Source organism: Sphingosinicella microcystinivorans (genome assembly GCF_003634215.1).
GTDB classification, from domain to species: domain Bacteria; phylum Pseudomonadota; class Alphaproteobacteria; order Sphingomonadales; family Sphingomonadaceae; genus Sphingosinicella; species Sphingosinicella microcystinivorans.
In genome coordinates this window covers 463739-481268 of record NZ_RBWX01000007.1, presented here as the reverse complement: position 1 = coordinate 481268, position 17530 = coordinate 463739, and the positions used below count along the sequence as shown (strand labels likewise).

Annotated in this window: 19 protein-coding genes and 2 tRNA genes; 9 read left to right on the top strand and 12 right to left on the bottom strand. The window is 62.4% G+C overall.

Annotated elements, in window-relative coordinates; translation table 11 throughout:
• The first annotated feature begins 78 nt into the window (after positions 1–78).
• Positions 79–1371 (top strand): MFS transporter, encoded by a 1293-nt coding sequence (locus tag DFR51_RS02750; RefSeq protein ID WP_121047508.1) that lies wholly within the window; start codon positions 79–81, stop codon positions 1369–1371.
• A gap of 4 nt (positions 1372–1375) precedes the next feature.
• On the opposite strand, the gene DFR51_RS02745 is transcribed toward DFR51_RS02750, so the two are convergent.
• The 8 genes from DFR51_RS02745 to DFR51_RS02710 all read right to left on the bottom strand — a co-directional run bounded on the left by DFR51_RS02745 (position 1376) and on the right by DFR51_RS02710 (position 6005).
• Positions 1376–2434 carry an AI-2E family transporter gene (locus tag DFR51_RS02745; RefSeq protein ID WP_121047507.1) on the bottom strand — a complete coding sequence of 353 codons (1059 nt, stop codon included), beginning with the start codon at positions 2432–2434 and terminating at the stop codon, positions 1376–1378.
• Between the two features lie 128 nt (positions 2435–2562).
• Positions 2563–2943 (bottom strand): 50S ribosomal protein L7/L12, encoded by a 381-nt coding sequence (gene rplL, locus DFR51_RS02740; RefSeq protein ID WP_121047506.1) that lies wholly within the window; start codon positions 2941–2943, stop codon positions 2563–2565.
• Between the two features lie 69 nt (positions 2944–3012).
• Positions 3013–3528, bottom strand: a complete 516-nt coding sequence (gene rplJ, locus DFR51_RS02735) for a 50S ribosomal protein L10 (RefSeq protein WP_121047505.1) — start codon at positions 3526–3528, stop codon at positions 3013–3015.
• 280 nt (positions 3529–3808) lie between these two features.
• On the bottom strand, positions 3809–4510 hold the full coding sequence (gene rplA / locus DFR51_RS02730; protein ID WP_121047504.1) for a 50S ribosomal protein L1: 702 nt from the start codon (positions 4508–4510) through the stop codon (positions 3809–3811).
• A 2-nt stretch (positions 4511–4512) separates the two neighbouring features.
• The gene (gene rplK, locus DFR51_RS02725) at positions 4513–4944 is read right to left on the bottom strand and encodes a 50S ribosomal protein L11 (RefSeq protein WP_121047503.1); all 432 of its coding nucleotides are present in this window, start codon (positions 4942–4944) and stop codon (positions 4513–4515) included.
• A 97-nt stretch (positions 4945–5041) separates the two neighbouring features.
• Entirely contained in the window at positions 5042–5581 is a 540-nt protein-coding gene (gene nusG / locus DFR51_RS02720; protein ID WP_121047502.1) for a transcription termination/antitermination protein NusG, read from the bottom strand.
• A gap of 23 nt (positions 5582–5604) precedes the next feature.
• Positions 5605–5805, bottom strand: coding sequence for a preprotein translocase subunit SecE (secE, locus tag DFR51_RS02715; protein ID WP_121047501.1), 201 nt, complete (start codon positions 5803–5805; stop codon positions 5605–5607).
• Positions 5806–5929: 124 nt separating this feature from the next.
• A tRNA-Trp gene (locus tag DFR51_RS02710) sits at positions 5930–6005 on the bottom strand.
• A 148-nt stretch (positions 6006–6153) separates the two neighbouring features.
• Between DFR51_RS02710 and otsB the strand changes: the two genes are divergently transcribed.
• Genes otsB through otsA form a run of 3 tightly spaced genes read left to right on the top strand, consistent with a single transcriptional unit; the run spans position 6154 to position 10108 of the window.
• Complete coding sequence (gene otsB, locus DFR51_RS02705; protein WP_243445586.1) at positions 6154–6921, top strand: trehalose-phosphatase; 768 nt, start codon at positions 6154–6156, stop codon at positions 6919–6921.
• Positions 6918–8702 carry a glycoside hydrolase family 15 protein gene (locus DFR51_RS02700; protein WP_121047500.1) on the top strand — a complete coding sequence of 595 codons (1785 nt, stop codon included), beginning with the start codon at positions 6918–6920 and terminating at the stop codon, positions 8700–8702. The genes otsB and DFR51_RS02700 overlap by 4 nt, the downstream gene beginning before the upstream one ends.
• Positions 8699–10108, top strand: a complete 1410-nt coding sequence (gene otsA, locus DFR51_RS02695) for an alpha,alpha-trehalose-phosphate synthase (UDP-forming) (protein ID WP_121047499.1) — start codon at positions 8699–8701, stop codon at positions 10106–10108. The genes DFR51_RS02700 and otsA overlap by 4 nt, the downstream gene beginning before the upstream one ends.
• Before the next feature lie 57 nt (positions 10109–10165).
• Here otsA and DFR51_RS02690 read toward each other — a convergent pair whose 3' ends face one another.
• Positions 10166–10630, bottom strand: coding sequence for an Hsp20 family protein (locus tag DFR51_RS02690; RefSeq protein WP_121049637.1), 465 nt, complete (start codon positions 10628–10630; stop codon positions 10166–10168).
• Between the two features lie 187 nt (positions 10631–10817).
• On the opposite strand from DFR51_RS02690, the gene DFR51_RS02685 reads away from it, so the two are divergent.
• Genes DFR51_RS02685 through DFR51_RS02675 form a run of 3 tightly spaced genes read left to right on the top strand, consistent with a single transcriptional unit; the run spans position 10818 to position 12440 of the window.
• A complete protein-coding gene (locus DFR51_RS02685; protein ID WP_121049634.1) occupies positions 10818–11276 on the top strand; it encodes a DUF1465 family protein in 459 nt (152 codons plus the stop codon).
• Positions 11277–11316: 40 nt separating this feature from the next.
• A complete protein-coding gene (locus DFR51_RS02680; RefSeq protein WP_121047498.1) occupies positions 11317–11733 on the top strand; it encodes a VOC family protein in 417 nt (138 codons plus the stop codon).
• 2 nt (positions 11734–11735) lie between these two features.
• The gene (locus DFR51_RS02675; RefSeq protein ID WP_121047497.1) at positions 11736–12440 is read left to right on the top strand and encodes an NYN domain-containing protein; all 705 of its coding nucleotides are present in this window, start codon (positions 11736–11738) and stop codon (positions 12438–12440) included.
• Here the strand turns inward: DFR51_RS02675 and rlmB are convergent, their stop codons facing one another.
• Positions 12441–13181: a 23S rRNA (guanosine(2251)-2'-O)-methyltransferase RlmB gene (gene rlmB, locus DFR51_RS02670; protein WP_121047496.1), complete on the bottom strand. Its 741-nt coding sequence runs from the start codon at positions 13179–13181 to the stop codon at positions 12441–12443.
• Positions 13182–13316: 135 nt separating this feature from the next.
• On the opposite strand from rlmB, the gene DFR51_RS02665 reads away from it, so the two are divergent.
• Together DFR51_RS02665 and DFR51_RS02660 are read left to right on the top strand one after the other, a co-directional pair.
• A complete protein-coding gene (locus tag DFR51_RS02665) occupies positions 13317–14054 on the top strand; it encodes a hypothetical protein (protein ID WP_121047495.1) in 738 nt (245 codons plus the stop codon).
• Positions 14055–14145: 91 nt separating this feature from the next.
• Positions 14146–14230 (top strand) — tRNA-Tyr (locus DFR51_RS02660).
• 37 nt (positions 14231–14267) lie between these two features.
• Here DFR51_RS02660 and DFR51_RS02655 read toward each other — a convergent pair.
• Together DFR51_RS02655 and DFR51_RS02650 are read right to left on the bottom strand one after the other, a co-directional pair.
• The gene (locus tag DFR51_RS02655) at positions 14268–16889 is read right to left on the bottom strand and encodes a helix-turn-helix transcriptional regulator (RefSeq protein WP_121047494.1); all 2622 of its coding nucleotides are present in this window, start codon (positions 16887–16889) and stop codon (positions 14268–14270) included.
• A gap of 55 nt (positions 16890–16944) precedes the next feature.
• Positions 16945–17409, bottom strand: coding sequence for an Lrp/AsnC family transcriptional regulator (locus DFR51_RS02650; RefSeq protein ID WP_160119123.1), 465 nt, complete (start codon positions 17407–17409; stop codon positions 16945–16947).
• Positions 17410–17530 lie beyond the last annotated feature (121 nt).

Sequence of the window (17530 nt, the reverse complement as noted above, 5' to 3'; positions counted from 1 at the left end):
CCGCGCAAGAGTCCCTTTCGGTCCGGCGCGCGCTCTCCTAACAGTGGGCCCACATATCACGGGGGAGAGCGTCGCCACATGACCGATTCAAAGGCCGCAGACAGTCGTAAACGCCTGAAATCCATCATCGGCGGCGCCACCGGCAACCTTGTGGAATGGTACGACTGGTATGTCTATGCGGCCTTCGCGCTTTACTTCGCGCCGCACTTCTTCCCTGAAGGTGACCGTACCGCGCAGCTTATGAGCAGTGCCGCCGTGTTCGCCGTCGGCTTCCTGATGCGCCCGATCGGTGCGTGGATCATGGGCATCTATGCCGACAGGCATGGGCGCAAGGCGGGCCTCACCCTCTCCGTCACACTGATGTGCGCGGGCTCGCTGCTCATCGCATTGACGCCGGACTATCAGGCGATCGGCGTGTTCGCCCCTGCCCTCCTCGTCCTCGCGCGCATGATGCAGGGCCTTTCGGTCGGCGGCGAGTACGGCGCGAGCGCCACCTACCTTTCCGAAATGGCCGGGCGCGACCGGCGCGGCTTCTTTTCCAGCTTTCAGTACGTGACGCTGATTTCCGGGCAGTTGCTGGCAATTTGCGTACTGCTTGTGCTGCAGGCCGTATTGCCGGAAGGCGCGCTCGACAGCTGGGGCTGGCGCATCCCGTTCGCGATCGGCGGCGTGCTGGCGATCGTGGTGTTCTACATCCGGCGCGGCCTTGCCGAAACGGAGAGCTTCACCAATGCCAAACGCGAAGGCATCGCGGTTTCCGGCCTCGGCGAGTTGTTCCTGCGCCATCCGCGCGAAGCCGCGGTGGTGATGCTGCTCACGGCGGGCGGCACGCTCGCCTTCTACGCATACTCGATTTACATGCAAAAATTCCTTGTAAATACAACCGGCTTCAGCCGCGAAGTCGCCTCGCAGATCAATGCGGGCACGCTGTTCGTCTTCATGTTGCTGCAGCCGATCGCGGGCGCACTGTCGGATCGGATCGGACGCAAGCCGCTGATGGTCGGTTTCGGGATCGCAGGCGTGCTCTTCACCTATCCGATCTTCTCGGCTCTGGAGACGACGCAAGACCCGCTCGTCGCCTTTGGCCTCGTGCTCGGCGCGCTCATCATCGTCACGGGCTACACCTCGATCAACGCCGTGGTGAAGGCGGAACTGTTCCCGGCGCACGTCCGCGCGCTCGGCGTCGCTTTGCCATACGCGCTCGCCAACACGATCTTTGGCGGCACCGCCGAATATGTCGCCCTCTGGTTCAAGGCGCAGGGCATGGAGCAGGGCTTCTACTGGTACGTCACAGCGATGATCGGCATTTCGCTGATCGTGTACCTGCGGATGCGCGACACGCGCACCCACAGTCGCATTCTGGAGGATTGAAGCGTCAGGCCGTGGTCCAGCCCGATCGACGACCGGCCGCGACGATCTCCCAAACCGCCATGAACAGCGCTGCGATGACGGGGCCGATGACGATGCCGTTGAGCCCGAACAGTTCGATGCCGCCAAGCGTGGAGACAAGTACGATATAGTCGGGCATCCGCGCGTCGCGACCGACAAGGATCGGGCGCAGGATGTTGTCGATCAGCCCGATCACGAAGAAGCCGCAGAACACGAGCACGACGCCCTGCCAGATCGAGCCGGTGACAAGCAGATAGATGGCGACCGGCACCCAAACGAGCCCCGTGCCAACCGCCGGCAGCAGGGAGAGGAAGCCCATAAGCACGCCCCACAGCAGCGCGCCGTGGATGCCAAGGCTCCAGAACACGACGCCGCCGACCGCGCCCTGAAGAATTGCCACGACAATGCTGCCTTTCACGGTCGCGCGGATCACCGTCACGAACTTGGCGATGAGCGCATTGCGCTGCGCCGGATGCAGGGGGATCGAGGCGCGCAGCTTCTCGACGAGTGCGTCTCCATCGCGCAGGAAGAAAAAGATCAGGTACAGCATCACCCCGAGACCGACGAGGAAGCCGAACGTCCGCTGCCCGATCAGGACAGTCTGCGCTGCGAGCACCTGGAAGCTGTCGGCGATGCCATCCGCGATCTTTTCGCGGATGGCGCTGATGTTGCCGAGGCCCAAGCGGCGTAGCATCGATATGGCCCAGTCGGGCAGCAGGGCCTGAACCTGACGGAAATAGCCGTTCACGTCGATCTGGCCGCCTTCGATGCGCCCATAGATCGCGGTCGCTTCCTGCAGCAGGAAAACGCCCAGCGTGATCGCGGGCAGGATCACCATCGCCACGATCACCAGCAGCGAGATGACCGCGCAGAGGTTCGGACGTCCAGGCAGCTTCGCCAGAAGCCGGCGGTTGAGCGGTTCAAAAAGGATCGCGGCAATCAGCGCCCACAGGATCGCGCCGAAAAACGGCAGCAACACCCACGCGAATGCCAGTGAAACAATGACGATAAGGGCGAGAAAGGTTCTGTCTTCGATCTTGCGCATGGCTGCCGCCCGGTCCGTAGCTTTGTACCATACATCAAACGCGCGGCTTGGAAATCAGCCGCTTATGCGCGCATGAAAAAAGGGCGGCTCCTTTCGGAACCGCCCTTTCATTCGATAAGCCGTGAAGCTTACTTGATTTCGACGGTCGCGCCGGCTTCTTCAAGCTGCTTCTTGATCTTCTCGGCTTCTTCCTTGTTCACGCCTTCCTTCACCGGCTTCGGGGCGCCTTCGACGAGCGCCTTGGCTTCGCCGAGGCCGAGGTTGGTGATCGCGCGGACTTCCTTGATGACGTTGATCTTCTTGCCACCGTCGCCGGTGAGGATCACGTCGAACTCGGTCTTCTCTTCCGCAGCCGGGCCGGCGTCGCCGCCGCCACCCGGAGCCGCCGCAACCGCGACAGCAGCAGCGGCCGAAACGCCCCACTTCTCTTCGAGGAGCTTCGAGAGCTCAGCCGCTTCGAGAACGGTAAGAGCGGAAAGGTCGTCAACAATCTTCTGAAGGTCTGCCATTTTAAGTCTCCATGCGGGCCAATCGGCCCAATGTTTCAATATCGGTCGTGAACAATTGTCCGGACTGGCTTACGCGGCGTCCTTGGCCGCATAGGCACCCATGACACGGGCCAGCTGGCCTGCGGGCGCCTGGACGATCTGAACGAGCTTGGTCGCCGGCGCATTGAGAAGGCCAACGATCTTGCCACGCAGTTCGTCAAGCGACGGCAGCGATGCCAGCTGCTTGATGCCATTCGCATCGAGGACGGTATCCCCCATGGCGCCGCCGACGATTTCCAACTTTTCGTTGGTCTTCGCGAAATCGACGGCTGCCTTGGCAGCGGCAACGGGATCACTCGACGTTGCCAGCGCCGTCGGGCCGACCAGCATGTCGCTGATCGCCGTGTACGGCGTACCTTCCAGTGCGATCCGGGCGAGCTTGTTCTTCGCGACTTTATAGCCCGCGCCCGCCTCGCGCATCTTGCCGCGGAGAGCCGTCACCTGGGCGACGGTAAGGCCGTGGTTGCGCGTAATGACGACAACCCCGGTCTCCGAGAAGACGCGGTTGAGCGATGCGACGAGCGCCTTTTTTTCAGCGCGATCCATGCTTCACTCCTGGTTTGTCTTTCCGGCGATCGCTCGCCTTCCAGACGGTTGAGCCGAAATCCCGGACCATTCCGGGGGTCTCGGCCCGTCCGCGGGGTCGTCGTCTGCATGGGGGCGAAAGGAGCCCTTCGGCAGACCCGGTTCGCCATCGCACGGCTGCAACCGGTAAAACTTGTCCCCGTCTCATGCAGGCTGGCGTTTTGAGCTTCCTCTCGGAAACGCCTGCAATCTCGGACGGTATCTTGGGGCGACCCGTCTCCGGCCCGCCCCGCGATGCTATTTAGGCGGCCGCGCCTGCGGTCGCCGTGTCGATCTTCACGCCCGGCCCCATCGTGGAGCTGATGGCGATCTTGCGAACATACTTGCCCTTGGCGCCCGCCGGCTTCGCCTTGACGATGGCGTCGACGAAGGCGTCGAAGTTCGCCTTCAGCGCCGCGTCGTCGAAGCTCACCTTGCCGATGCCGCTGTGGATGATGCCGGCCTTCTCGACGCGGAACTCCACCTGGCCGCCCTTGGCCGCTTCCACGGCTTCGGCGACGTTCGGGGTAACGGTGCCCAGCTTCGGGTTCGGCATCAGGCCCTTGGGGCCGAGCACCTTGCCGAGGCGGCCGACGATGCCCATCATGTCGGGCGTCGCGATGACGCGGTCGAAGTCGCTGCGGCCGCCCTGTATCTCTTCCATCAGGTCTTCGGCGCCGACGACCTCGGCACCCGCCTTCTTCGCGTCTTCAGCCTTGTCGCCGCGTGCGAACACGGCAACGCGAACGTCCTTGCCCGTGCCGCTCGGCAGACGGACGACGCCGCGCACCATCTGGTCGGCGTGACGCGGGTCGACACCGAGGTTCAGAGCAACTTCGACGGTCTCGTCGAACTTGGAACTCGCGAGGCTCTTCACCAGCGCGATGGCTTCGTCGATGCCGTAGAGCTTCTCACGGTCAACCTTGCCGGCCAGCGCCTTGGCCTTCTTCGTCAGCTTGGCCATGTTCAGCCCTCCACCACTTCGAGACCCATCGAGCGGGCGGAGCCTTCGATGATCTTCATTGCCGCGTCGATGTCGTTTGCCGACAGATCGACCATCTTCGCCTGCGCGATCTCACGAACGGCGGAACGCTTGATCGTTCCGGCGCTCGCCTTGCCCGGCGTCTTGGAGCCGGACTTGAGGTTCGCTGCCTTCTTCAGAAGGAAGGTGGCGGGCGGCGTCTTGGTGACGAAGGAGAAGCTGCGGTCGGCGTAGACGGTGATGACCGTCGGCACCGGAGCACCCTTTTCCATTTCCTGCGTCTGGGCGTTGAACGCCTTGCAGAATTCCATGATGTTGACGCCGCGCTGACCGAGCGCCGGCCCGAGGGGCGGCGACGGGGTGGCAGCGGCAGCCGGCACCTGCAGCTTGATATAGCCGGTGATCTTCTTGGCCATTGGTCTCACTCTCTTTCAAGTTTAGCGGTCCAGACGGCCACCCGAAGGCAGCCTCCCGCAGGCAACGCCCCTCCCCTTAACGGCGAGGGGTAAAAAACTACTTCGTACGCTCGACCTGCTCGAAGTCGAGCTCGACAGGCGTCGCACGCCCGAAGATCGACACCGAAACCTTCACGCGGGCGCGATCGAAATCGATCTCTTCCACGAGGCCGTTGAAGCTGGCGAACGGGCCGTCGAGCACGCGCACTTCGTCGCCGATCTCGAAGTTCACCTTCATCTTCGCCTTCGGCGCTTCGATGTGGTGACCCTTGGTCGAAAGGATGCGCGCTGCTTCGGCCTCGCTGATCGGCGAGGGCTTGCCGCTCGCGCCGAGGAAACCCGTCACCTTCGGCGTGTTCTTCACAAGGTGGAACACGTCGTCGGTCATGTGCAGCTTCGCCAGCACATAGCCGGGGAAATACTTCCGCTCAGCCTGCACCTTCTTGCCGCGGCGGACTTCCGTCACGGTTTCGGTGGGCACTTCGACCTGCTCGACGAGCGCTTCAAGGCCGAGCCGCTTCGCCTCGTCGAGGATCGAATCGCGGACCTTGTTCTCGAAGTTCGAGTAGGCGTGAATGATGTACCAGCGCGCGGCCATACCCGTTTTCGAACCTTCCCCGTTTACTTCGCAAAATCGAGCAGGAACTGAACGATTCGGCCCAGCACCTGATCGACGCCCAGGAAGAACAGCGACAGGATGGTGGTCATGATAAGCACCATGATCGTCGTCACGATCGTCTCGCGGCGCGTCGGCCAGGATACCTTTGCGGTCTCCTGACGAACCTGCCGCACGAACGTGCCCGGATTGGTCATCTTAGCCATCTAACGCGCTCAATTCCCAAACAAAAACAGCCGACCGGCAGCGCCCTTCTCTTCCGGGCGGCGCCGGTTGACTGGTGAACCTCTACTCGTTCCCGAGCCCCAAAACTGCTCGCCTATCGGAGACTGGCAGGAGTGGAGGGACTCGAACCCACGGCCCTCGGTTTTGGAGACCGATGCTCTACCAACTGAGCTACACTCCTAGAGCCCGGGAGCCGCGTCTATAGTCGGCGGCTTTCCTGCACGCAAGTCCTGTCGTTTGATGTGCATGCGGGGTTGATCCGGCAGGTGCGCTGCCTCCACAATGGAGGAACCGAAGGCAGCCGAAGGACGTTCTTCATCGCGCATCACATGGGCATCGATTCTTCCGCAGAGACTTCAACAAACGACGCGCGGACGCCGCCGCCGCCGCCCCTGCCCGGAATGATCGAGCGCCTGTCGGTTTTCCTCGATTTCGACGGCACGCTTGTCGAATTTGCGCATGCACCGGATGCCATCGAGCTCGGATCAGGCTTGATAGACCTGCTCGAGCGCGCCGCTGCCGCCCTCGAAGGGCGGCTTGCGATTGTCAGCGGTCGCGCGCTTGCGGATCTCGACCGTCACCTCGGCACACGCCGCCTTACCCTCTCGGGCTCTCACGGCGGCGAACTGCGTCTTGCCGCCGCCGACGCGAACGCGCCTCCAGGCTCAGCATTCCCGCGTCAGGCGCACTTGGAAGCGAGCGCCTTTGCCGCCGCGCACGGGCTTCTGCTCGAAACCAAGCCTCTCGGCTTCGCCTTTCACTATCGGCAGAAGCCGACAGCCGGCGCAACCGTGGAAGCTTTCGCCCGGCAGCTCGGCACGCGCTACGGGCTTGAGATGAGGGCCGGCAAAATGGTTGCCGAACTCATGCCTCCGGGCATCGACAAGGGAGGCATCGTGGCATCGCTGATGGCAACGCCCGGATTCCGAGGCAGCACGCCCGTGTTCATCGGCGACGACCTGACAGACGAGGACGGCTTCCGGGCCGCCGCGGCGCACGGCGGTTTCGGGATTCTCGTCGGCACACGTGCCGGGACCGCCGCGACGGCAAGCCTTGGTGATGTGAACGCCGTTCACAAGTGGTTGGGGCACATATGAGCAGTCTTGATCTCTGGCCCGTCGGCAACTGCCAGGTGAGCGGGCTCATCGACACCGCCGGGCGCCTTGTTTGGGGCTGCGTTCCACGGGTCGACGGCGACCCTGCTTTTTGTGCGCTCCTCAACAACGACCCAGGCGACCACGCGAACGGCGCCTGGGCAATTTCGCTCGAAGGGCAGGTTTCTGCGCGGCAGGCCTATCGGCGCAACACCCCCATTCTGGTCACCCGGCTTGAGGATGAATCCGGCGGCGCTGTCGACATCATCGACTTCTGTCCGCGTTTCGAACGCTCAGGACGCATGTACCGGCCCGTCGCCTGGGTGCGTGTCGTAAAGCCGGTCGCAGGGTCGCCGCGGCTCAGGATTCATCTTGCTCCGATGCGCGGATACGGGCGGGAACTTGCGCCGCGCACCAGCGGCACCAACCACGTCCGGTACCTGCTCGACGACCAGACGCTGCGTCTGACAACCGATGCGCCGGTCGGCTATGTTCTCGATAGCCGTCCGTTCCGGCTCGAACGTCCCTTGCACTTCTTCCTCGGGCCCGATGAGCCCTTCGCCGGCAATGTCGCCTACGAGGTGCAGGCCATGCTGGACCGTACCGAGTCCTACTGGATGCAGTGGGTCCGCGGCCTCGCGACACCCCTTGAATGGCAGGACCATGTGATCCGCGCCGCGATCACGCTCAAGCTCTGCCAGCACGAAGAAACCGGCGCGATCGTTGCCGCGCTGACCACATCTATCCCGGAGGCTGCAGGCTCGGGGCGGAACTGGGACTACCGCTACTGCTGGATCCGCGATGCCTATTATACGGTGCAGGCGCTGAATCGGCTTGGTGCGCTCGATGTCCTGGAAAAATACCTCGCCTACCTGCGCAACATCGTCGACGCTGCAGACGGACAGCTTCAGCCGCTCTATGGCGTGTCGGGCGAGCGCACGCTGGACGAAACGATCGCGGGCAGCCTCGCCGGCTATCGCGGCATGGGCCCGGTGCGTGTCGGCAATGCCGCTTATACGCAGGTCCAGCACGACGTGTTTGGCCAGATCGTGCTGCCCAACATCCAGGCATTCGTCGATCGACGGCTGCTCAGAATGGGCAACCTCGACGACTTTCACAGCCTGGAGCACGTCGGCGAAATGGCATGGCTGCGACACGACACGCCCGACGCCGGCCTGTGGGAATTCCGCACACGCACCGCCGTTCACACATACAGCGCGGTTATGAGTTGGGCAGCGTGCGACCGATTGGAGAACGCGGCGCGTATTTTCGGCCTCGAAGAGCGCGAACGCTACTGGGGCGGTCGTGCCGCCGCTATCCGCGAGACGATCGAGACCCGCGCCTGGTCGGAAGACGCCGGGCACTTCGGCGCCTCCTTCGGCGGCAACGAACTCGATGCGAGCCTGCTCCAGCTGGTCGATCTGCGCTTTCTGCCGGCCGATGACCCCCGCATGGCCGCAACCTTCGCGGCGGCTGAAAAGGCACTGCGCCGCGGCGAGCATATGCTGCGCTACGACACGGAGGACGATTTCGGAAAACCGGAAACTGCGTTCAATTTCTGTACGTTCTGGCTGATAGAGGCACTCTGCCTGAGTGGGCGCGAGAGTGAGGCGCGCGGCCTTTTCGAACGGATGCTGGAGCACACGACAGATGCAAGCCTGCTGTCCGAAGACATGGACTTCGAGACCGGCGAACTGTGGGGGAACTATCCGCAGACCTATTCGCTGGTGGGAATCATCAACTGCGCAGGATTGCTGTCGAAACCCTGGAGTACCATCCGATGAACCGCCTTATCGTCGTTTCGAACCGCGTTTCCGTTCCAAAAGCGGCCGATTCGAAGGGCGCCCAGGGGGGGCTCGCCGTCGCGCTGGCCGCCGCGCTCCGTGAACACCGCGGGATATGGTTCGGCTGGTCGGGAAACGAAACCGAAACGTTCACCGGCCACCTCAACATGCAGCGCCAACACGGCGTGACGACCGCCACGATCGACCTCGAACATCAGGACATCGACGAATATTACAACGGCTACGCGAACCGGACGCTTTGGCCGCTGTTCCACTATCGCGTGGATCTCACTGAATATGAACGCAGCTTTGGCGCCGGCTACGAACGCGTAAATCAGCGCTTCGCCGACAGTGTGACGCCCCTCGTGGAACCGGACGACCTCGTCTGGATACACGACTATCACCTGCTGCCGCTCGGGAAGTTCCTCCGAGACCGCGGGATGAACAACCGAATCGGGCTCTTCCTGCATATTCCGTGGCCGCCGACACGCCTGTTCGTATCCCTGCCGTTCCACGAGCGTCTGGTCGAACACATGCTCCACTACGACGTGATAGGCTTCCAGTCGCGAGAATGGCTCGAATCCTTCAATCATTATGTCGAAAAGGAGCTTGGAGGCACGGTTTCGGACGACGGTACGGTCGAATGGAATGGCCGCCGCGTGGTGGCGCGCGCCTTTCCCATCGGCATCGATTACGCCGAGTTCATGGCGGCCGCCGAAAGCGACATCGCCAAGCGCGCGTTCGAACGGCTGAAATCAAGCGCCGACGGGAAAAAGGTCATCATCGGTGTCGACCGGCTCGACTATTCCAAGGGCCTCGTCGAGCGCTTCGAATCGTATCACCGCTTCCTGACCGAACACCCGGAGGCAGCGAAAGATGTCGTGCTGCTCCAGATCGCGCCCCCCTCCCGCGAGGACGTCAACACGTATCAGGACATCCGCAACACGCTGGAGCAGTCGGCCGGCCACATCAACGGTGCCCATGCGGACGTCGACTGGGTGCCGATCCGGTACGTGAACCAGGGCTATTCCAGGGCGGAGCTGGCTGGCTTCTACCGCGCATCCCGCGTGGGGCTCGTGACGCCACTTCGGGACGGCATGAACCTCGTCGCCAAGGAATATGTCGCAGCACAAGACCCGGAGGACCCGGGCGTTCTCATTCTCTCGCGCTTCGCGGGCGCCGCGCTGCAACTTGCCGAGGCACTCCTCGTCAACCCGCACAGCAGCGAAGAGGTGGGCGATGCCATCAACACCGCGCTGTCCATGCCGCGTGAGGAGCGTATCCGGCGCTGGCAGAGCATGGTGCAAAGCGTTCGCGACGAGGATGTGATTGCCTGGCGCGACGACTTTGTCACGGCGCTCAAAGGTCCGCCCGCAAACGCCAACCCGCGCCAGGCGGCCGCATAACAACAAAAAAGGCCGGGGGCATTCGTCCCCGGCCTTTTTCAATGCAATTCAACAGGTTCAGGCGGCTTCGCGCTTGCCTTCGATCACCTGCGAACCGCTCTGGCCGCCGATGACGACCTTGCGCGGCTTCTTCTCCTCCGGAATCTCGCGGACGAGATCGATGTTGAGAAGACCGTGCTCATAGTTCGCGCCTGTCACCTTGATGACGTCGGCGAGCTGGAAGCGGCGCTCGAAAGCACGCTTGGCGATGCCGCGGTGCAGGAACTGGCGGTCGCCGTTCTCCGTCTCGGCGGTCTTGCCGGTCACGATCAGCGTGTTTTCCTGAACCGTGATGTCGAGTTCGCTCTCAGCGAAGCCCGCCACCGCCATCTGGATGCGGTACGCGCTCTCGCCGGTCTTTTCGATGTTGTAGGGGGGGTATCCGCCGCCCTCGTCGCCGCGCGCGGCGAATTCCGCGAGCCGGCTGAGGTTTTCGAAGCCGATCGACGAGCGAAGCAGCGGGGTCAGATCGAATGTACGCATGTCCATATCCTTTCAATTCAAAGCAATATGCGGTCCTTCAGCCCACCATATGGCTGGGCCTTGCCGGACGCTCGGACCCCATCTCGGGCATCCCTTCGCCGGCGCTGATGAGGTGGTTGTTAACCCCTTTTGTTTCAAGATGTCCGTTGACCCGGGAACGACAAGGCGCGATTCACTCGCGGCAACGATGATGAACGAACACACGCCGATCACAGCGAAGCTGGTGGCTGCCCTCTATACGGAGGCAATGCTGCTTGCAGACGAGGCACGCAGCTACTTCGATTCCGAAGGCCAGCTGGAGCGCGCAGCGCTCGATCCTGTGCTGCGCGTCGCGTATTCGTGCGAGTCTCTGCGCGTAACGACACGGCTGATGCACGTCGTTTCATGGCTCCTCGTCCGCAAGGCCGTGGCGGCAGGCGAAATGACCGAGGCCGAGGGCGAGGCGCCCGAACGCCGACTCGGCCGCGCCGGCGACACCGAACTCGATTCCACGCGCCTGGGGCAGCTTCCCCCGCGCGCCCGCGAAATCATCGAAGCGAGTCGCGACCTCTACGAGCGCGTGAAGCGCCTCGACGACCAGTTCGCCACCGAAGTACCGCTCTCCCCGGCACGCGCGCTGCTCGGGCGTCTGGAGCGCTCCTTCTAGGGCCTTGCGTGCCCGGCAGGGGCTTGCCACTGTCGCGCCCATGACCCTTCAGCCGTTCCATCTGGCCTTTCCCGTCGATGATCTTGCCGCCGCCCGCCGCTTCTACGGCGATCTGATGGGCTGTCCCGAGGGACGCTCGTCCGACAGCTGGGTGGATTTCGACTTCTTCGGCCACCAGATCGTCGCACACCTCGCCCCGCCGGGCAGCATCCACCGCAATCCGGTGGACGGCGACCAGGTGCCCGTGCCGCATTTTGGCATCGTTCTGGATTGGAACAGTTTTCATGCGCTTGCCGAAAGGCTCGGCGACGCGGGCGTCCACTTCGAGATTGCGCCGCACATCCGCTTCGCCGGCGAAGTCGGCGAGCAGGCGACGATGTTTTTCTTTGATCCCAGCGGCAATGCGCTCGAATTCAAGGCGATGCGCGCGCCCCAAAACCTGTTCGCGAAGGACTGAGCATGGCGGCAAACGGCTATGAACGCAGCCTCAACATCGCGCTCCTGATCGACGCGGATCAGGGCGGCCAGAAATATCTCGATGCGGTGCTCACCGTGCTCGCCGAACTCGGCACGGTGAACATCCGCCGCGCCTACGGCAACTGGTCCAAGCCCGAGCTCGGCACATGGGAACCAGTCTTCCATTCCTACGCAATCATGCCGATGCAGCAGTTCGATATCGCCAAGCGCAAGAACGCCACCGACATGGCGATGGCGATCGATGCGATGGACCTGCTCTATTCCGGCCGCGTGGACGGCTTCGGCCTGATGTCGTCGGACAGCGACTTCATGCCGCTCGCCATGCGCATCCGGCAGAATGGACTGCCCGTCTACGGATTCGGCCGCGCCAGCACGCCTGAGTCTTTCCGGCAGTCGTGCACCCGCTTCATCGATGTCGATGCACTGATGCCGGTTGCCGACAAGGCGCCGAAAGGCGAGGTCGACGATCAACTGATCGACCTGTTGATCGACGCCTACAACGCCGTGAAGCGTGACGAACAGGGCTACGCACGCCTTGCCGAGGTCGGCAAGATCGCGGGCAACCGTTCCTCCTTCGATGTGCGCAACTACGGCTTCAAGCGGCTCTCGGAACTTGTCGAGGCGGTGCCGAACTTCGTCACCGAGCGCCGCGAGGGCGGCACCGTCTTTATGAAGCGCGTGCGCTGATCAGCGCGAGGTGATCGCGTAAAGCGCCACGGCTGCCGCGTTTGAGACGTTGAGGCTCTCGACCCGGTTCGAAATCGGCAGCTTCGCGAGCACGTCGCAGTGTGCGCCGACGTTCTGGCGCATCCCCGGGCCTTCCGCGCCGAGCACAAGCACTGTCGGCATGTCGGCAAGCGTGTCGGCAAGCACCTTGTCCGCATCGCCGGTGAGCCCGATGCGCCAGTAGCCCGCCTTCGCCAGCTCCTCCAGCGCACGCGACAGATTCGTCACCCGCACCCAGGGGACGACTTCCAGCGCACCGGACGCCGCCTTCGCCAAAGCGCCCGATTCGGGCGGAGCATGACGATCCTGCGTCACCACCGCCGCCGCGCCGAACGCCGCCGCCGAACGCAGTATGGCGCCTACATTGTGCGGGTCCGTCACCTGATCAAGCACAAGAATCGGCCCGTCGAGGCCGACTACATCTTCTATATGAAGGTCGTCGAGCGGCTCGACTTCCAATACCAACCCCTGATGCGGCGCATCGGCGGGCACAAGCCGCGCGAGGTCCGCCGCCTGTCCGATCTCCACGGGAAGGCCTTCAGGCAGGTGGAACTTCTGCGCGATGTCGCTCGTCACCCACAGCTTGCGGGGGATGCGGTCCGGGTTACCGAGCGCCGCCTCAACCGCGTGCTTTCCATAGAGGCGCGGATACCTGAACGCGCCGCCGCCTTTCGCCTTGCCGGATTTGCCCCGTCTACCCATTGCTGTCTTCCCGTTTCGCCGCGACGCTGCGCGCTTCCTTGCGGTTCCTTAGCCCGCGTGTCTTCGCGCTCCAACCCTCTGTTCGGTGTCAGCGGATTGCGGTATGTTCGGCGCGTCAAAGGGATGGGGGCTTCCATGGCAACACTGGCACCGCGGCGCCCGGTCGCCCACGCCGACCGCTGGTTCTTTTCATCGACTGCGCTGCTGATGCTTGCGCTCGTCTTCGTCGGCTTTGCACCGAGCTACTATCTTTCGGGGATCGTGGGGCCGCCGCCGGGACTGAAGCCCGCAACAACGCTCGTTCATATCCATGCCTTCCTCTTTTCGGGCTGGATGCTGCTGTTCGTGCTGCAGACCCAACTCGTCGCTTGGCGCCGCACGGATCTCCACCGAATGCTCGGCACCATCGGTTTCGTGATGCTGCCCGCCATGATCCTGATCGCGGCTTTGTCTGCGCTGTACGGCGTCCACCGCGGTTCTGGCCCGCCGATGATTCCGCCGCTCACCTTCCTGGCCGTGCCGCTGCTCGACATCCCGGTGTTTGCGCTGCTGATCGGCGGTGCGCTCGCCAACCGCCGCATTCCCCAAACGCACAAGCGACTGATGTTCATCGCCATGATCGGCATGATGAGCCCCGCGATCGGCCGCATGCCCCTGCCCCCACCGTTCGTGGGCCCGGTGGCGATCTTTGCCCTGCCGGACGTCTTCCTGCTTGCGCTCGTGCTGTTCGACCTGATGACACTGGGTCGTGTCCACCGCGCCACCTTGTGGGGCGGGCTGCTGCTTGTGAGCTCGCAAATCCTGCGTGTCCTCATCTGGGAAACCGAGAGCTGGCTCGCCTTCGCCCGCTGGGCTTCGGGGCTCGTTGCGTGAAGCTGCACATCACGCGTTGACATCGCCGCAGCCATTCGCCATCTAGCCCGCCTTGCCGCGCCCGGCTCCACTGCCGGGCCGCCCGCCCTGTGGAGGGGTGGCCGAGTGGTTAAAGGCAGCAGACTGTAAATCTGCCCGCATAGCGTACGCTGGTTCGAATCCAGCCCCCTCCACCATCACCCCGAAACGAGACCTGAAGTCGCAGCTCTCCGCTCAAGGGGTATCGGCTTGCCGATTCCAGGCTTCGACAGCCTGTTGCCGGGTGTGGACGTGCAGCTTGGTGTAGATTCGCTTCAGATGATGCCGCACGGTCTCGTACGAGAGGTTGAGATGCCGGGCGGCGAGCTTGGTCGGGTGCCCCAGGCAGAGTTCGGCCATCACCTCCTGTTCGCGCGGGCTAAGAAGCCTGGCGAGACCGCCGCGGTCCGCATCCTGAGCGACGCGCGCTGAGAGGAAGCTGAAGATTTCATGCCCCCGTTCATTCTGCAGTTTCTCCTCAAGCAACGCCTGAACATCTTCATGGGCATCAAGGAAGAGCCGAACTGCACCGCTCCCTTCCACCTGCTTCACTGCCAGATCGATCGCGGCCTCGGCCCTGCCGCGATGGCCAGCGGCCAGCGCAGCAGCAGCGGCGTCCAGAAACCCTCCGGCTCCCATCAGAAGACGCCCGCTTTGCAACGCACGCACGGCGAATTCATGCGCAAGATTATAGGCACGGTCGGCTTCGTCCGTCCGTAGCCAATAGCGGGAAAACAGCCGCACCAGCGATTCCGTTTCGAGCCATGGGCGGACAAACCATGTGCGGTGCTGATCAAGCACAGCATCAAGCTTCGCGGACCTTATCAGCTGCTCGCAACCACTCCTGTCTCCCGCTGCCAGCCGTAACTCCGCACCCACAGCCGGCGCGATGACGGACATGTGCGGCAGAGCCTCCTCCAGCGCATATTGATAGTCGTCGTCGAGATCAGAGAGTGCCTGATCAATCTCGCCCCCAAGAAAGAGGCAGCGCGCACGTGTGCAGATTGCGTACACCTGTGTGCTCAGCAGCGAATAGGCTATCTGCCTCGGCACCGCATCAAAGTGAGCCAGCGCGACATCGACCATGTTCTGCTCGAAAAAGCTCTGGCCGAGAATGGCCGTGCAATGCCGCCGCATGAAGGTGTTGCGCATCTCGCCGGCGTCCGCGAGGCGTTCCAGAACTACACGCGAGTAATGCTCTGCGTCGCGGGATTGCCCTTTGGTGACGGCAATGAAAGACAGATGATTGGTGATCCATACCGTGTTGGGCGCATAATGCTCGGTTTCGAAAAGCGCCTGCAACTCCTGCGTCCGTCTTTCGGCGAGGCTGACCGACCCATAGTCGCAGAGCAGAATTTGCTCCGCAGGCAGGCAGATGCCGAGATAGCGAGGTTCCTCATATCGCAAGGCCAGGCACTTTTCCCTGAGCTTCGCGAGTTCTGCCCAAGGTGCGCTGAGTACGGCGTAACGTGTTTCAGAGCAGTTGCGGATCGCCCTTATGAGGTCCGTGAGGAACACGTACGTATCGTCCGCAGACGCAGCGTGTGTAGCCCCGCAGAGATAGTCCAACCGCTCGAAATCCCCAAGCCAATCGGCGGACGTGCCTTCCATCGCTTGCTGCATCACACGCAATTGACGCAGCTTGGTCTGTGCCGTCACCACATTCGCAGGAAGTGTAGCGAGAAACGCTCCTGCCGCGGCAATCCCCTCGCTGATCACGAGAAGCGTCCCCCCTGCGTCCTCCAGAATCTTGACGGTCAAATCGTTCTGACCCGACAGGCTTGCGTGGTGTACCGCCCTATGCAGATCGTGCACAGCGGCGAAATGAACCGCGGCTCTTTCGTGCAAAGCGTTGGGCGCAGACGGTATTCTGACGGCGAGTTCCTGACGCAGGAAATCTCTGAAGAGCGGGTGTAGGCGCAGCGAAAGCGGTGCTTCGGAAAGCGTGGTGACGATGGGGCTGAGATTGAGCGCGGCGCGCAGGACTCTCTCCGAGGTCTCGTTCTGCGTAACGGCGCACGCGGACGCCACATCGACATCCGAAAGGATCGATATCTGCAACAGGAATTCCTGCAACTCCTGTTCCTGTTGCGCCAGCACCTGCTCGGCAATATAATTGAAGATGCTGGCCCGATGCTGACCCGCGATCGGTGGGATACCCGTTTTCTGCAATGGCTGCCCTTCAAGGCGCAACAACTGCAGGATCACCGGCCAACCATCACATTGCTCCAGCAGACCTCCGTATTGATCCATGTCTCCCATGTCGGCCATGAGAAGGCGGGTTTCCGCCGGGTTAAACTGCAGCTCATTTGCTTTCAGCAGCCGCGTTCGTGCATCGACGAGCAGTTTAGAAAGGCTGATCTTTGGAAGCTCGCGAGTTGCCACGAACAGCTTGCAGTTCGGCGGCAGCATGCGGATGAAGAGTTCAAGAAAATTGTCGGTCTCATCCGAACTCGCGCACTCATACTCATCGATGAAGATCGAGACAGGGCCACAACCGGAAATCGACGAGACAATGTCGCTGAGCCCAAATTCCGACATCGATGGAAACATTCCAACACGCTGGAAACTCGCCGCGAGGTCGACCAGAAACGCCGCGGGTTGAACATGATCAGCGGTGCAGTTGAGCCACGCGGACCGAAAGCCCAACGGCTGAAGCTCGTCTCTGATCTGCACGAGCAACGTTGTCTTGCCGTATCCCGCCGGTGCAGTGATGATCGTGGAGCCGGCCGCTGCCGGTGCACCCCGCAGTGCAAGCTCGATCAGCCGCTTTCTCTCAACCGCATCCGAAGCGGTTCCGAGCGGCAGGAACTTCATGCCGCCGGGGTGCCGGTTGGTGCCAAACGCGCCATGGATCGTCTTTCCTCCCCCTTCATGACGAGCGCGGTGCTGCCCGTTTTATCGGCCGCATCACGATACTCGACGTGAGGCTCCGCACACTCGGCAGTTTCAACAATGTATCCATCGTCAACTGCGCCATGTCGGCCATATCGCGGACCACCGCCCGTACCAGTATGTCGTGGGTTCCGGTAAGCGCAACGCATTCGACGATGCGGTCGTCACGCGCGATCTTGTCAAAAAACATCTTCGCATCGGTTTCGATACGCTGGTCGAGATCAATCATGATGTAGAGTGAAATGCTTGACCCCAGCGCTGCCGGGTCGACGACAGCAACATAGCCACTGATGATCCCCGCCTCTTCGAGCGCACGTGTGCGCCTCAGGCACGTGGAGGGCGACATGCCGACGCGCGCTGCAAGATCGATGTTGCTGAGACGTGCATTCCGCTGCAACTCACGCAGAATTTTTCGGTCACCAATATCGATCGATATGGTCATTTCCACCATTTTCTATATATTTTTGATTCACAAATTTCGATTTATATCAAAATTATGGCATATCTGGCGAGACTCTTCAATCCACTCCTCTTAATCTCCCCGAAACAGTGAGATGAGGGCC

Bases quoted from the DNA above. Each gene is read 5' to 3' on its own strand.
- DFR51_RS02655 (WP_121047494.1), bottom strand. From the start codon at position 16,889: ATGAAGTTCCTGCCGCTCGGAACCGCTTCGGATGCGGTTGAGAGAAAG.
- DFR51_RS02685 (WP_121049634.1), top strand. From the start codon at position 10,818: ATGATGAACGAACACACGCCGATCACAGCGAAGCTGGTGGCTGCCCTC.
- secE (WP_121047501.1), bottom strand. From the start codon at position 5,805: ATGGCTAAGATGACCAATCCGGGCACGTTCGTGCGGCAGGTTCGTCAG.
- DFR51_RS02675 (WP_121047497.1), top strand. From the start codon at position 11,736: ATGGCGGCAAACGGCTATGAACGCAGCCTCAACATCGCGCTCCTGATC.
- otsB (WP_243445586.1), top strand. From the start codon at position 6,154: ATGGGCATCGATTCTTCCGCAGAGACTTCAACAAACGACGCGCGGACG.
- rlmB (WP_121047496.1), bottom strand. From the start codon at position 13,181: ATGGGTAGACGGGGCAAATCCGGCAAGGCGAAAGGCGGCGGCGCGTTC.
- rplL (WP_121047506.1), bottom strand. From the start codon at position 2,943: ATGGCAGACCTTCAGAAGATTGTTGACGACCTTTCCGCTCTTACCGTT.
- DFR51_RS02745 (WP_121047507.1), bottom strand. From the start codon at position 2,434: ATGCGCAAGATCGAAGACAGAACCTTTCTCGCCCTTATCGTCATTGTT.
- rplA (WP_121047504.1), bottom strand. From the start codon at position 4,510: ATGGCCAAGCTGACGAAGAAGGCCAAGGCGCTGGCCGGCAAGGTTGAC.
- DFR51_RS02665 (WP_121047495.1), top strand. From the start codon at position 13,317: ATGGCAACACTGGCACCGCGGCGCCCGGTCGCCCACGCCGACCGCTGG.
- DFR51_RS02700 (WP_121047500.1), top strand. From the start codon at position 6,918: ATGAGCAGTCTTGATCTCTGGCCCGTCGGCAACTGCCAGGTGAGCGGG.
- rplJ (WP_121047505.1), bottom strand. From the start codon at position 3,528: ATGGATCGCGCTGAAAAAAAGGCGCTCGTCGCATCGCTCAACCGCGTC.
- nusG (WP_121047502.1), bottom strand. From the start codon at position 5,581: ATGGCCGCGCGCTGGTACATCATTCACGCCTACTCGAACTTCGAGAAC.
- DFR51_RS02750 (WP_121047508.1), top strand. From the start codon at position 79: ATGACCGATTCAAAGGCCGCAGACAGTCGTAAACGCCTGAAATCCATC.
- DFR51_RS02680 (WP_121047498.1), top strand. From the start codon at position 11,317: ATGACCCTTCAGCCGTTCCATCTGGCCTTTCCCGTCGATGATCTTGCC.
- rplK (WP_121047503.1), bottom strand. From the start codon at position 4,944: ATGGCCAAGAAGATCACCGGCTATATCAAGCTGCAGGTGCCGGCTGCC.
- otsA (WP_121047499.1), top strand. From the start codon at position 8,699: ATGAACCGCCTTATCGTCGTTTCGAACCGCGTTTCCGTTCCAAAAGCG.
- DFR51_RS02690 (WP_121049637.1), bottom strand. From the start codon at position 10,630: ATGCGTACATTCGATCTGACCCCGCTGCTTCGCTCGTCGATCGGCTTC.
- DFR51_RS02650 (WP_160119123.1), bottom strand. From the start codon at position 17,409: ATGACCATATCGATCGATATTGGTGACCGAAAAATTCTGCGTGAGTTG.